This window comes from uncultured Desulfobulbus sp., assembly GCF_963662935.2.
Lineage (GTDB): Bacteria > Desulfobacterota > Desulfobulbia > Desulfobulbales > Desulfobulbaceae > Desulfobulbus.
On record NZ_CAXXTL010000002.1, the window covers coordinates 2,074,677 to 2,088,571 of the forward strand.

Genomic DNA, 13,895 nt, shown 5'->3' on the forward strand with positions numbered 1-13,895 from the left:
TTAGGAGGGTCTCGACAGCAATTCGGCCATCAGGGCCTGACGCATGACCGCGTGGGGAGCTGCAAGATTGGTCCAGAGGGTGAACTGGGCCGCCCCCTGGTACTGGAGCATTTGCAGACCATCGATGGTTCTGCATCCTCGGTCGGCGGCCTCGTGCAGCAACCGCGTCCTGAGTGGTGCGTAGACGATATCCATGACCACAGGAAAGCGGGACAGCAGTTCCGGCTGGATCGGTATTCCATCGGCATGGGGAGCCATGCCCACCGAGGTGGTGTTAACCAGGGCGTCGGCATGGACCGTTGCCAGTTCTCCAGGGGCAAGAAAAGGGCAGTTGAGTTGGGCAGCGAGTTCCCGCCCCTTGGCCTCGGTGCGATTGGTGAGCAGTACCCTGGCCCCGGCCTCAATCAGACCAAAACCCACAGCCCGGGCCGCCCCGCCGGCGCCAATGATCAGCACCGTACTCCCGTTAAGGTCGATTTCTTCAGCCAGGGCCTGATTGGATCCCAGCCAGTCGGTATTGAAGCCCTTGCATTGGATCCCCTTGACAGTCCGTTCGAACAGCAAGGTGTTGACGGCGCCGATCTTGCGGGCGACCGAATCAATAGTGTCGAGAAAATCCATGATCGCCACCTTGAAAGGAACGGTAACGGAAACACCGATAAAGCCAAGACTGCGCAGGCCGCGAAAGCCGTCGGCCAAATCGCTTGGCCGCATCGGTACGTAGACGCCATTGACGCCAAGCGCGGCAAAGGCGGCATTGTGCATGGCCGGACTGAGAGAGTGCTCGACCGGATTACCGATGATGCCGAAGAGTTGGGTGTGACCGGTGATCATGGGTTTTGCTCAAGCAGAGAAAGCAGGGTGTAGAGGTTCTGTACCGTTATTTGGCCAGGGGCCGTGGCCTGTTCTGGGGAAAGAGCGGCATAGGTCATGAATCCGCCGAGATAGAGGGTGGCCAGGCGGCTGATGGCGCCGTGAGCGCCCATGGCAAAGGCGCTTAAGGGAAAGTGGGCGGCCATGGCCACTTCCTGCAGGGAGAGAATGCGGAGGGCATCTTCGGGTGATGCGGCGGTGGTCACTATCTTGCCAATGTCAGCGCCGCTGCTGGTCATTTGCTGCAAGGTTGCCCGGAGGTGTTCGGCGTTTGGCGTTCCCTGAAAGTCGTGGTTGGAAATGATTACCTGGGCGCCGTGTTTTTTAGCCTTCCGCTGAATCCTGGCTCGTAAGTCCGGAGCAGCGAGCAGCTCGATATCGACATAACGGGCGCCCCATTGGAGAGCTTGGCAGAGCAGATCGATTCTTTCTTTCTCGCTCCCGGTGAACCGTCCACCTTCCCAGGTGGGCCGATTCGTCACCAGAACGGGTTTCGGGAGGGAAGCGATGCAGCTGGCAATCCGAGGATCGCGCAGGCCGTCGAGCCGGATTTCGATTACATCGGCCAGTGCGGCTACAGATGACACCGCCGCCAGGATATCGGTGCTCTCCCCGGCCATGACCGAGGCGCAAATCAGACCACGGGTGACCATGCTTAAGACCTTAGACGAAGGGAACCGACGATGGCCCGGACCGAAGATTCTCCCTGCTGCCGGAGGTAATCCTCAATCCCGGTCACGATCTGTTCGGTGGCCGCTGGATTGTAGAAATTGGCAGTCCCTACTTGAATGGCTGTGGCACCGGCGATCAAAAATTCAATTGCGTCCTCGGCCGTGCCGATGCCGCCAATACCAATGACGGGAATAGCAACCGCCGAGGCCACCTGCCAGACCATGCGCAGCGCAACCGGCTTGATCGCTGGACCTGAGAGGCCGCCGATAATATTGGCCAGCTTCGGCCGCCGGGTTTTCGCGTCGATGGCCATACCGATAAGGGTGTTGATCAGAGAAATGGCATCGGCCCCGCTTGCTTCTACCGCCCGAGCCATGGTCGCAATATCAGTGACGTTGGGCGACAGCTTGACGATTATCGGCAGGTTGGTTTCCTGCTTCACCGCCCGGGTGACGGCTGCCGCCATCTCCGGCACCGTGCCAAAGGCGACGCCGCCTTTTTTGACATTGGGGCAGGAGATGTTGATTTCCAGGGCGTCTATTCCCGAAACAGCGGACAGTTTGCCAGCAAGAAGGGCATATTCCTCAATGGAATCACCCAGGATGTTAACAACAATTCGGCAGCCGCAGGTTCGCAGGTAGGGCATCTTTTCGGAAATGAACCGTTTGACTCCGACATTTTCGAGGCCAATGGCGTTGAGCATGCCGCAGGGCGTCTCAACAATACGCGGTGGCGGGTTGCCGGGCCGAGGTTCAATGGAAATTCCCTTCACCACTACGGCGCCCAACCGGTTGAGATGGACCAGGTTGGCAAACTCGGCGGCATAACCAAAGGTGCCCGAAGCCGTCATCACCGGATTATCCAGGATAAGTGCACCTATAGAGACAGTTAGATCAATAGGGGTGGTATGATTTAGCGTTTCCATGCCACCTCCTCAGCGTTGAAGACCGGCCCGTGTTTGCAGACATGCTTATAAAGAGTATCTGCCCCATGGATAGTGCACCCGAGGCAGGCACCAAGGCCGCAGGCCATGTGCGCTTCCAGCGAGGCTTCACAGGCCACTTGGGCCGTCTTACATAACTCAGCCACCGTTGCCATCATCGCATGCGGACCACACACATATACTTTTCTAATGTGTGCAAGATGGGGTGCAAGCAGATCGGTGACCAGGCCATGGTGGCCCAGAGAACCGTCGTCGGTGGCTGTTTCTACGCGGCAGCCAAGGGCCTCGAACTCTGAGGCGAGTTGCGTCAGTTCATCCCCGGTCCGAGAACCGAGAAGTATCGTGCAGGCCTGGTCGCTGCGGTGCCATCGATCAGCGAGAAAGAGTAAGGGGGCAATACCGATGCCGCCGCCCACAAAGCAAACCGAATCTGCCAGCACGGGTCCAAATCCTCGACCCAGCGGCCCGATGAGACTGAGTGCCTGTCCCGGACGCAACTCGGAGAGCAGTCTCGTACCCCGGCCGACTACCTTGAACAGCAGTTGAATCTGCTCCGCTCCGATGCGCCGGTGAATGGAAAAAGGACGGCGAAGTAATGGATCAAGGGATGGTCCGCAGGTAACCATGACAAACTGGCCAGGTTTAGCAGCTGCAGCGATCAGGGGGGTATGCAGGGTGAGCCGATGAAAGGAATCGGTCAGCGGCTCGACTGCGTGGACAATGGAATTTTCCTGGTGCTCAGACATAGAAAGCGATACAAAGAATCACAGAGGATGGGAGTTATTTTCTTCAATCAACAGGTGGTTATCAACAATGGAAATGTCTTTGCTCATCTTGGCCGCAGTTTTTGGTGCCGTGGTCGGATCGTTTCTCAACGTGGTTATTTTGCGCCTGCCAAAGGAGGATGCCTCCATCGTTTTCCCGGCCTCGCATTGTCCCCAATGCCTGCAGCCGTTAAACTGGTATGAAAACATTCCACTTCTCAGTTACTTGGCTCTCCGTGGCAAATGCCGAACCTGCAAGGTTGCCATTTCCTGGCAGTATCCGCTGGTTGAGCTCTCGATGGCCGTGCTTTCGGCTTTTTTATACCATCGTTTGGGGCTGGGTTTTGAGCTCTTTTTCTATTTTGCCTTTTTTGCTGCCCTGCTGGTTATCATATTTATCGACATCCATCATCAAATAATTCCCGACTGCATCAGTCTCCCCGGCATTCTTATTGGTTTTGCCGGTTCGTTTTTCAATGGGTTGGTCACCTGGCAGCAATCAGCGTTGGGCCTGTTGTTAGGGGGTGGTTTGTTGTATGCAGTGGCCTATACCTATTATGCGGTGACCAAAAGGGAAGGGATGGGTGGGGGAGATATTAAACTGCTGGCGATGATTGGCGCTTTCCTCGGCTGGCAAAGTTTGCTGTATGTGGTGTTTTCCAGTTCTTTGGCAGGCGCTTTGGTCGGCGTTGTCGTGATGTTCAAACAAGGGAAAAAGGGACAAACCAGAATTCCTTACGGCCCGTTTCTTGCCTTAAGCGCTATGTCCTATCTTCTTTTTCAGCAGCAGATCGATTACCTCTGGCGCCTGTATCTCTCCGCCAGCGGTCTTTAATGTGAAGACAAAAAAAAAACCCCCGATTACTCGGGGGCTTTTTTCAAGGCACGGTATTAATCAGGCTTCTATTTCGTGTTCTACGCCGATGGCAATCTTGTACAGGATGGTCAGGATGAAAAATCCAGTGGCCCAGATACCGATGGTGATGAAGAGTTCGTTAATCGTCGGATAATACTCCACGATTTCTTCGGTCGGGGTCGGGACAAAACCGCCAAGCACAAAGCCGATGCCTTTATCCAACCAGAAGGCGAAGAATATGGAGGCGCAGCCGATACCAAGCCAGAGATCGCTCTGCTTTCTGGTGTACGGATGGATGAGCAAGGATATTCCGACCAAGAAGAGGACGATAAAGCCCCACATGAACGGTACCAGGTTATTATACACATGGCCATGATGCTCCAGGCCGAAGAACAGATACTGCAGGGTGTGCATGTGGCCGGGAATGTTGGAGTAAAAACCAACAAAGAACTCCAGACCGACAAAGAACATGTTGGCAAGAGCCGCATAAATGATGATGGTCACCATTTTATTGATCGCCTCTTTGCCGGCATCGAAATTGGCCACACGCTTCAAGATCATAGCTAAAACTACGATCAGCGCAGGACCGGCGGCAAAGGCTGAGGCGAGAAAGCGGGGTGCAATGATGGCGGACAGCCAAAAGTGCCGACCGGGAAGACCGCAATAGAGCATAGCGGTGACCGTATGAATGGAGAACGCAAAGGGAATGGAGAGATAGACAAAAAAGTAGATCCATTTGGGCGGATGGACGCCTTTGCGTTCAGCCGTCAGGATCACCCAGCCACAGAGGGCGTTGAGGATCAAATAGCCCCAAAGGACACACATATCCCAAAAAAGCATGGAGCCTGGGGTGGGGTAGAGCATGACGTTGAGGCCGCGTAAGGGTTGCCCCAAGTCAGCCATAATGAACATCAGGCACATCAGCAGTGAGGAAATAGCCAGAAATTCACCCAAAATAGTGATGCGACCAAAAGCCTTGTAATTATGGATATAGTAAGGCAGGACCAGCATGACACCTCCGGCGGCCACGCCGACCAAGAAGGTGAATTGGGAAATGTAGAGTCCCCAGGAAACATCACGGCTCATGCCGGTGAGTCCTAATCCATAAAAATACTGTCTAAGGTAACAGACAGCTGCGATGGCAATAAAAAAGCCGAGAAAGGCCAGCCACATCCAGTAATAATTGTTTCCTTTTAATGCTTTTTCAAACATGGCTGCCTCATACAATATAAAAGACTGAAGGAATGGTGCCGAGAGCAGGATTGCGCTGAATCGTATGATTTTCCTTCAGCATTTTTCTGATCTCGGAATTGGGATCGTTAAGATTACCAAAAACAATCGCCTTGCTCTCTCCGCACGCCTCGACACAGGCGGGTTGTTTTCCAGCACCGACCCGCTCATCGCAAAAGTTGCATTTTTCAACGACGCCGCGCATTCTTCGCGGATACACATGGTTGGCGTCTTTTACAAACGCCTCAGGATCACGCCAATTGAAACTGCGGCTTCCGTAGGGACAGGCGGCCATGCAGAAGCGACAGCCGATGCAACGATGGTAATCCATCATGACGATGCCGTCTTTATTCCTAAAAGTCGCTTTGGTGGGGCAGGCCCGCACACAAGGCGGCTTATCGCAATGGTTGCAAAGTATGGGAAGCTGGTGCTTGGCAGTGGCCTCGTCCCTATACAAGTTGGTGTTGGTCGGAAAGGCATTGTCAAAATTGGTCATCCAGATCCATTTGATCTCGTCTTTCTTGTCGGGAAACTGCGGCACGTTATGAACCGAATGACAGGCCGTAACCGCTTTTTCTCCTAGACTGGGATCCTGCTGGAATTTTTTGATGTCAATAATCATGCCGTAGCGGTTCACGCTCGGATCTTGCTGCTCGCCATGTCCTTGCGTGGCCTTGGCCTGATCCACATTATGCCCGGCTTCGGCAGCGGCTTGAGCGAGACTCGCTCCGCCGACCAACCGATCAACGACAGCGGTACCGCCAAGGCCAGCCAGTGTTGAAATACCGGCGACCTTGAGGAAATTTCTTCTATTCTTGTCCATGTCTCTATCTCCTCCTTCGCCGTTCACTCAACAGGAGCTATGTGGCAATCCCAACAATAGGGTTTAACTGATGCATACGTGTGGCAGGTGTCACAAAATTGCTTCTTACTCGTGTGACACTTCATACAGGTCATCATCAGACTTTTCTGATATTTCTTGCCTTCCAGCTCGAAAGTACCACGATCACCGGTCCGCAAGACATCATCCCGCCAAGTGTTCAACAATTTCATGTGCTCGGCGCGAATCTCGGCCGCCGGCAGAACACAGGTTTTGGCATCCTTGGGCAACACGGGTTTTGGTGGTTCAGTCCCAGCGCCGCTGCGGTTGTACCAGATGGGTATGGTAATAAACAGGACGAAAATTATCAGTCCCGGGATTATTTTACCGCTATCATACATCGCTCTTCCTCCCTTCCTGCCGGTCAGTTAAACCAAGGTCCTGAGCCCTTCGGTCAGGTCTTGTCGTTGTTCACCTTCGATCACCAATGCGTTGCCGACAAGTTCACTTAAACCGGCCACCTGCACTTCGGGGACCCAGTAGTTCATGAGAGTTGTCAGGGTCGCCCTGTCGATCGCGCATACACAGCCGAGCGTGTTGACGCCGTGTTTATCATGGACATGCTTCACTGCATTTGCTCGCGGCAAGCCGGAGCGCATCCGGATTTCCATGATCTCGTCGGTATTGAGTGCCGTTCCCGACCCGCAGCAGAAGGTCTTCTCGCGGATGGTGTTTTCAGGCATTTCCACCCAGTTTTCCACCACATGGTCAAGCACATATCGCGGTTCGTCGAGCAATCCCATGGCTCGCGCCGGATTACAGGAATCGTGGAAGGTGGCCTTGATGTGCGCATTTCGGCTCTTGTCGAGCTTGATCTTGTTATTTTTGATCAGATCAGCGGTAAACTCAGAGATATGGACCATTTTGGTGGAACGGGCATTCTCGAAGACGGTGCCGGTGATCGGCGAACGCGGGACTTCAAGGAAGTCTGTCGGGCCGTTCATGGTATCCATGTACTGATGGAGCACCCGCCACATGTGACCGCATTCACCGCCCAAAATCCATTTGACCCCAAGCCGTTTAGCTTCGGCATAGATTTTGCCGTTCAGTTTCTTCATCAGCTCGTTATTGGTGAACAAGCCGAAGTTGCCACCTTCCGAGGCGTAGGTGGACCAGGTATAATCTAATCCGATTGCTTCAAAGAGGAGCAGGTATCCCATGCAGGTGAAGATGCCTGGCTCGGCAAAAACATCGGCGGATGGGGTGACAAAGAGCACTTCTGCACCTTTGCGATTGAAGGTCGGATTGACCCGAATCCCAGTCAGGTTCTCGATATCATCGCAGAGAAATTCGACATTGCCCTTGAAGGCCTGAGGCGTCAGGCCCATGTGGTTACCCGTTCGATTTGAATTCGAAGCCGGCTCCATCGCCCAGTTGATGCCGATACCGACCAGATGCAGCAGTTCGCGCAACATCATGGTGATTTCGGCGGTATCAATACCATACGGACAGAAAACCGAACAACGTCGACATTCTGTACACTGGTAGGCGTACATGAACCATTCCTTCAGTACCCCAACGGTCATTTCACGTCCGCCAACCAATTTGCCGAGGATTTTACCAGCGCGGGTAAAATTCTGACGATAGACGGAGCGTAACAACTCCGCTCGCAGAACCGGCATGTTCTTGGGGTCGCCGGTTCCGAGGAAGAAATGACATTTGTCTGCGCAGGCGCCGCAACGGACGCAGCAATCCATGAAAATTTTCAGAGAGCGGAATTTGTCCAGCCGATCCGCTATACCCTGCAGGATGATATCCTTCCAGTTGTCGGGAAGTTTCCAATCATCGTCCTCGGGGTTCCATTCGCGTGCGTTGGGAAAGCTGAGTCCCTGCTGACTATCCAAATATCTAAGCTTTTCAGGCTTAGTCGGGTAGGCGTAATTTCCAGGCTTGAATACTACAGGAACATCCATCCAATCTTTGGTTGGTATGGAGCCTGTCATCAGCGAAGGTCCTTCGGCAACGCTCCGTGCCAATATATCTACCTTTACTACTGCCATTGCTCTGTCCTTATACTCTTGAATTATCCAGCGTTAGTCATTAGCCTGCGGCGGCAAATCTTTTTCGACGGGAATGCCTTGCTCGATCATGTCCGCGCGGAACTCATCCTCGTAACCCGCATAGGAGTGCGGTCTGATCTCCGGGTTCCAGGGGTTGATGTGGCGGGTCATTCTCGAATCGTTTGCCATGTTTCGGGTCGGACTGAGAAAAACACCGCCCATATGCATGAGCTTGCTGAAAGGAAAGTAGGCAAGCAGAGTGCACACCAAAAAGAGGTGAACATAGAACAGCGAACTGATTTCAGTGACAATGGTCGGCGAAAAGGTAGCCAGGCCGACCGCCAGTTGTTTGATGGCGTTGATGTCCACATTGGTTCGCAGGAAAAAGCGCATCAACACGCCAGTGATCACTATCCCAAGGATGAGGAAGAGCGGGAAGTAATCGTTGACCAGAGAGATGTAGCGCACCTGGGGATTCATCAGACGACGGCCGAAGAGAAAGAGCAGGCCCAGCACGATGGTGACGTCCGTGGTATACATGGTCGGAGCACCGATCTGCAGGAGCGAGTCGCCGGTTTCCACAAGTGAGACAACCCATGGCACTGGATTAAGGAACAGGCGCATGTGGCGGACGACGATCACCAGAAAACTGTAATGGAACAGGATGCCAAAGAGCCACAGCCACTTACTTGACTCGTAGGTCAATTTCGGCCCGTCATAGACGGTGGCCTTAGTGTTGCGCCAGAGGGAGCGAAAGAGAAAGATCTCAAGAAACATCCTGGCCGCAACCTGAGCAGTATTAACCGGGGCCTCGAGTTTGTCATGCTTGATCCAGGGCAGTGAGTAGCCCTGGCCGCAGGTGGTGGGAATTTTAAACGGAACCGGCGATTTGGCCCAATGGATTATCCGGTAACAAAAACCGCCTAAGAACAGCGCCATGGCCAGATAGGGGATAGCAACACCAAAGAGGTATTGCATTCCCGGTATCTGCACCGCAATCAGCGCAATCAACACCAGGGCAATAACTGCCGCCAAAGGGAAGGCGTACTTCATCGATCACTCCTTCACATTCAAGTTTAACTATAACTCTACAAAGTTACGATAAAAGCCGGAATTCTGCTTCGATCTCCTACCTTGAAGCCATCCGGCCGTTCACACGTTCTCAATCTTCTTGCTGCCGCCGTTTTGCATCTCCTGCCGCAGCACCGCAGAGGGGCAAGCCGCATCGGTGAGGATGGAGCTGCCGCTTTTCAATTCGCGGATGCGGTTTTGGTACAACTGCTCCCGGCATTTGCTGTAGACATTGAAGGCGGTCAATGCCATCCGGTCTATTTCACAGTCCAAGCCATTAAGTGCCTGCAGCAGGGGCTGGGTGTTTTTATCGCCGGAAAACACCTGCTTGACCACCCATTTTAATTCAAGGAAGGGGGCCAATGCCTGCGCTGGCGTAAAATCCTGGACTGCTCGAATCCGAACCACCTGATCTAAGGGGCTCGCGAATGCCTGAATCTCTGCCTTGGCGACTAACAACTCAAAGAGGGTCGTCAGCCCGGCGGATATATTGCTGCCCACTGGATTGGCAAACGGATCCTTCGAGCTTTTGAAAAAACCAGGCGAGGCGTAGCTGTCGAGTGTCCGCTCGATCCACAAGGTGAGGATCTCTTTTTTCTTGTTCGCTAGCGCTTCAGTCAATTCCATTGCATGTCGTCTCGGTCAACCTGTAAATCGTCACTTCCTGGTTTTGGCGACCAGCGTAATTCTTTCAGTATATCAACAATCTTTCGCCCATTAAAAATGAATGACGATTCATGCATCGCATGCTCTAGCATGATTGCTGATTTGTTTCAAGATAAAAGTTTATGGCGTACCACCAACCACTCTGCCGCCGGTGCGGCTTTCTTTCATCAGAAACAACGCAACCTGGATGAACGGATCCGTGGCAACCTGTTCGTCAAGTTTCTTTTCCTCGCCGGGGGTAGCCCCGTCATCACCATCCTCTTGCAATAGGCCGGCTGCTTTAGCCTCCTTTCGCGTAGCTTTCACCTCTTCGCGATCCTTCCACATGCCGTCGAGAAAGACCGCTACGTTGGTTTGCTTCGCCCGGATTTTAGCTTTCTGCGTCTCTTCCTTTATTTTTTGAAAAGCAGCATTGTTGTCGACCCATTGTTTTCCCGCCAACCTCACCTGGTCAGTGGAAAAACGATCCCCTCGCCATTTGCTATAGTCGACACGGTCTACCTGATCCCAGGGAAGGGAATAATCCATGTATTTTTCACCGCTCTCCAGGTAATCAAACATTGAGGGGACCACCAGATCTGGTTCAACTCCCTTGTACTGGGTGGACCCCCCATTGACCCTGTAGAATTTTTGGATGGTCAGCTTCAGTGCGCCCAAATCATCATATTTTTGCAGATGGAGGAGGGGCAGATTTTTATTCATATCCATCATCGCCTGGACCGTGCCCTTGCCGTGGGTATGTTCGCCGCCGACAATAAACGCCCGCCCGTAATCTTGCAGAGCTGCGGCAAGAATTTCCGATGCAGATGCGCTGAATTGATTCACCAGGACAATCAGCGGACCGCTATAGGCAACATCGGTATCCTCGTCTTCCAGGACGCGAATTCCCCCCTGGGAATCTTTGACTTGGACGACCGGCCCACCGGGAAGAAAGAGACCCGATATTTGGACCGCATCAGTCAGGGCCCCACCGCCATTATTGCGCAGATCGAGAATGAGGCCGCTGATCTTTTGTTTTTTCAGTTTGACGAGTTCCGCCATGGTGTCGTCACTGACGTTGCGGGTTTCCTTGCCATTGCTCTGCGCGGCGAAATCTCGGTAAAAACTGGGGATACGCAGATAGCCAATGGCGGTTTTACCGTTTTTCACCACCGTGGACTTGACGTAGGTTTCCTCGATCTGCACCACATCGCGAATGATAGGGATGATGCGTTTTAAGCCATCGGGTTTTTGCACAGTCAAGCGCACTTCGGTGCCCTTGGTGCCCCGGATGAGGCTGACTGCTTCACGGATTCGCATTTCCGAAATATCGACCGGCTCGCCGTTCTTCTCGGCAACGGCTAGGATTGTATCCTCGGCCTGCAGCTGTCCCTGCTTCTCTGCCGCACTGCCGGGGATAATCCGAATTACTTTGATCAGGCCATCGTCCTCCCGAAGCAGTGCCCCGATCCCTTCGAGGGAGCCGCTCATCTGGATGTCGAAATCTTCCTTGGAGGTGGGGGGCATGTAGTCGGAGTGCGGGTCAAGAGACCGGGCCACCGCATCAAAATAACGATCATAATGATCCTGCCGGGACTGTTGCTCCAGCCGGTTGAGGGCTCGCCGGGTGCTTTCGCGGACCTTTTTGACGGCCTCCTTTAACTCTGTGGGATGGTTCTTCGGATGGATGTTTTTCAACAAATCCGGCTGCTGTTTGCCCTTGGTCTCGAGGAGGTCAAAATAGGAGTCGAGGACCTGCATTTTTAGGGAGAGTCGCCAGCGCTCCTTCAATTTTTCGGCATTTTCGGCAAATTCTATCTTTTTGGGTTCAACTTCGAGGTATTCTTTGTTGTCAAAATCAAACCCTTGGTCAAGGATCGGATCGATGAATTTTGCGACCTGACTGATCCGGTCGTTGAGCAGGGTCATGCCGGCGTCGGCAAGGACCACCTTGCCCCGGCTCAATTCGTCGTCAATATGGGTGGCAAAGGCATTGAGTTGTTTGACGTCAGCCTGAAGAAGAAATCGTTTTCTTGGGTCAAGTTGGCGGAGATACAGGTCGAAGGCCTTGCGGGAGAGCTTGTCGTCCAGGGGTTCATGGCTGAAATGCTGGGCCGGGAGCTGTTGACTGAGCATCAAAGAAATCAGTTCGTTGCGGTCGGCGTTGAATTCATCGGGAGCTGCCTTTTTGGCGAGGCCATCCGTGGTAAGCAGCAGCAGGAGCAGGATGGAGGCGGCGGTGGCGCAAAAAAGGCGCCGGGCGGAAAAGGGCGTGTGTTGTGTCATAGTGATCGGGGTTCGAGGTCCGGAGGCAAGAAGGCTGTGGTCTGAGGAAAAAGGGAGCCGGGGCAAGGTTTATCAGTAGGGGCTGACGATCTTATCGGCGCTGGCCATTGAGTGCATAATATCGTACATATTAGAGATTTGACCGACCTGAATGGCGGACTTCAATTTGTAAAAGTCCAGGCAGGTGCCACAGGCGAGAATAGAGACCCCTTGATCCTGCAGCTTTCTCAGGGCGTCAAGGGCACCGGAAACGGCGGTCACCAGTTTGACACCACTGTTATAAAAAAGAATTTTTTCAGGTAAGGGGCTGACATCCTTGATGGTCTGGATGTAGGTCTGGAGCAGGGCCCAACCCAGTTCTTCACTGCCCCGGCCCATGGAATCCGACGCGATAACATAGATCATTCTAGGCGTGGCCGGGACATCGCAGCGGTACTCGCTTACGTCAAAGGGATGCTCCTCCGGATGGGCCGTTACTGTTATGGTGACGGCAAAGCAACCGCCGGGACGATCCGTACTCGTCGCTTCATGCCCCTGACTCCGGGCAAACCGGGTGACGTTATTTTTAGAGGCTTCGTTATCGACCAGGATTTCGATATGGCTTGCACCTTGCGCAAGGGCGTCCTTGGTGCGCAGGACCGGCTGGGGACAGGGAAGCCCGATACAGTCAAGGGTGATCTGGGGCATGTTTGACTCCTTTGCCGGCGCACTCGCGGGGCTGCAGACGATGTAACGGGCAGTTAAAGAATGATTTCCTGACCTTCTCGAGCAAAGAAAATCTGCAGGGGGTCACTTTTTTCGGCGGTGCAGTAGATTGTCGCCATCTCGTCAAGCTGATCGTCGCTGCGTTCCGGATCGTGATGGAAAAGGGCTAGTTGTTTCACTCCCGCTTTTTTGGCGGCGGTTATGGCATCCTCAATCGGGGTGTGGCCCCAGCCAATCTTGCCCTTTTCGTATTCTTGCCGGGTGTATTGAGCATCATGCACCAGCAGATCGGCCCCTTTAAAGAAGGTTTCCAGGACCTGATTCTGTTCCTGGGCCGCTTCTTCGCCTTCCAAGGCCATCAGTTCGTCGTAGGAAGGATTGTTGGGGTCGGTGACAAAGAGGTTGCGGAAAGGTTCGGTGTCATAGGATGTGCAAAAAACAGCGCCGCGAAAGCTGAAGCGGTAGCCCAGCGCGGTGATGGGATGATTGATGATTGTGGTCGACAAGGTGATGCCGTCGCCGAGGTCAATCATCGGTTCTTCCTTCAGCCGCTGATAGTCGATGGTGCTGGCCAGTTCACCCATGTTGACGGGAAAATAGCGGTATTTCATCTGTCCACCGACCACCGCCTCCAGTGGCTCTTCCTCATAAGTCACCGGCCCGAAGACTTTGATGCGGGTACCTGGAATATAGACGGGCACAAAAAAGGGAAAGCCCATAATGTGGTCCCAATGGGTGTGGGACAGGTAGATCTCGGTGTGAATGGGGCCCTTGGGGAGATCGTTGGCCAGCATGAAGTTGGCCAGATCGCGAATACCGGAACCTGCGTCAATGATGATATGCCGATTCACTTCCGGGAAACGCAGCTCGATGCAGGCGGTATTGCCACCGTATTTCATGGTTTTGGGCCCCGGACAGGGAATGGACCCGCGCACTCCCCAAAATTTTACTTTGATCATGCGGTTATCCT

Annotated in this window: 14 protein-coding genes; 1 reads left to right on the top strand and 13 read right to left on the bottom strand. The window is 53.5% G+C overall.

Annotated features, from left to right (window positions below; translation table 11 throughout):
• Genes ACHZCX_RS13490 through ACHZCX_RS13505 form a run of 4 tightly spaced genes read right to left on the bottom strand, consistent with a single transcriptional unit; the run spans position 1 to position 3,234 of the window.
• Entirely contained in the window at positions 1-834 is an 834-nt protein-coding gene (locus tag ACHZCX_RS13490; RefSeq protein WP_319587737.1) for a shikimate dehydrogenase, read from the bottom strand.
• A complete protein-coding gene (aroD, locus tag ACHZCX_RS13495) occupies positions 831-1,526 on the bottom strand; it encodes a type I 3-dehydroquinate dehydratase (RefSeq protein ID WP_319587738.1) in 696 nt (231 codons plus the stop codon). Before aroD ends, ACHZCX_RS13490 begins: the two co-directional genes overlap by 4 nt.
• 2 nt (positions 1,527-1,528) lie before the next feature.
• Positions 1,529-2,470, bottom strand: a complete 942-nt coding sequence (locus tag ACHZCX_RS13500; protein WP_319587739.1) for a dihydroorotate dehydrogenase — start codon at positions 2,468-2,470, stop codon at positions 1,529-1,531.
• Complete coding sequence (locus ACHZCX_RS13505; protein WP_319587740.1) at positions 2,458-3,234, bottom strand: dihydroorotate dehydrogenase electron transfer subunit; 777 nt, start codon at positions 3,232-3,234, stop codon at positions 2,458-2,460. The genes ACHZCX_RS13500 and ACHZCX_RS13505 overlap by 13 nt, the downstream gene beginning before the upstream one ends.
• A 67-nt stretch (positions 3,235-3,301) precedes the next feature.
• Here ACHZCX_RS13505 and ACHZCX_RS13510 point away from each other — a divergent pair, with 67 nt between their 5' ends.
• Positions 3,302-4,087, top strand: a complete 786-nt coding sequence (locus tag ACHZCX_RS13510; RefSeq protein WP_319587741.1) for a prepilin peptidase — start codon at positions 3,302-3,304, stop codon at positions 4,085-4,087.
• A gap of 60 nt (positions 4,088-4,147) precedes the next feature.
• Here ACHZCX_RS13510 and dsrP read toward each other — a convergent pair whose 3' ends face one another.
• From dsrP to ACHZCX_RS13555, 9 genes are all read right to left on the bottom strand, one after another.
• Positions 4,148-5,320 carry a sulfate reduction electron transfer complex DsrMKJOP subunit DsrP gene (dsrP, locus tag ACHZCX_RS13515; protein WP_319587742.1) on the bottom strand — a complete coding sequence of 391 codons (1,173 nt, stop codon included), beginning with the start codon at positions 5,318-5,320 and terminating at the stop codon, positions 4,148-4,150.
• Between the two features lie 7 nt (positions 5,321-5,327).
• The gene (dsrO, locus tag ACHZCX_RS13520) at positions 5,328-6,161 is read right to left on the bottom strand and encodes a sulfate reduction electron transfer complex DsrMKJOP subunit DsrO (RefSeq protein ID WP_319587743.1); all 834 of its coding nucleotides are present in this window, start codon (positions 6,159-6,161) and stop codon (positions 5,328-5,330) included.
• Between the two features lie 23 nt (positions 6,162-6,184).
• On the bottom strand, positions 6,185-6,559 hold the full coding sequence (dsrJ, locus tag ACHZCX_RS13525) for a sulfate reduction electron transfer complex DsrMKJOP subunit DsrJ (protein WP_319587744.1): 375 nt from the start codon (positions 6,557-6,559) through the stop codon (positions 6,185-6,187).
• A gap of 27 nt (positions 6,560-6,586) precedes the next feature.
• Positions 6,587-8,218 carry a sulfate reduction electron transfer complex DsrMKJOP subunit DsrK gene (gene dsrK / locus ACHZCX_RS13530; RefSeq protein WP_319587745.1) on the bottom strand — a complete coding sequence of 544 codons (1,632 nt, stop codon included), beginning with the start codon at positions 8,216-8,218 and terminating at the stop codon, positions 6,587-6,589.
• A 33-nt stretch (positions 8,219-8,251) separates the two neighbouring features.
• Entirely contained in the window at positions 8,252-9,271 is a 1,020-nt protein-coding gene (dsrM, locus tag ACHZCX_RS13535; protein ID WP_319587746.1) for a sulfate reduction electron transfer complex DsrMKJOP subunit DsrM, read from the bottom strand.
• 99 nt (positions 9,272-9,370) lie between these two features.
• Complete coding sequence (locus tag ACHZCX_RS13540) at positions 9,371-9,916, bottom strand: RsbRD N-terminal domain-containing protein (protein WP_319587747.1); 546 nt, start codon at positions 9,914-9,916, stop codon at positions 9,371-9,373.
• Positions 9,917-10,075: 159 nt separating this feature from the next.
• Positions 10,076-12,220: a carboxy terminal-processing peptidase gene (locus tag ACHZCX_RS13545; RefSeq protein WP_319587748.1), complete on the bottom strand. Its 2,145-nt coding sequence runs from the start codon at positions 12,218-12,220 to the stop codon at positions 10,076-10,078.
• 72 nt (positions 12,221-12,292) lie between these two features.
• On the bottom strand, positions 12,293-12,907 hold the full coding sequence (gene yedF, locus ACHZCX_RS13550) for a sulfurtransferase-like selenium metabolism protein YedF (protein WP_319587749.1): 615 nt from the start codon (positions 12,905-12,907) through the stop codon (positions 12,293-12,295).
• Positions 12,908-12,960: 53 nt separating this feature from the next.
• Positions 12,961-13,884 (bottom strand): MBL fold metallo-hydrolase, encoded by a 924-nt coding sequence (locus ACHZCX_RS13555; RefSeq protein WP_319587750.1) that lies wholly within the window; start codon positions 13,882-13,884, stop codon positions 12,961-12,963.
• Between the last annotated feature and the right edge of the window lie 11 nt (positions 13,885-13,895).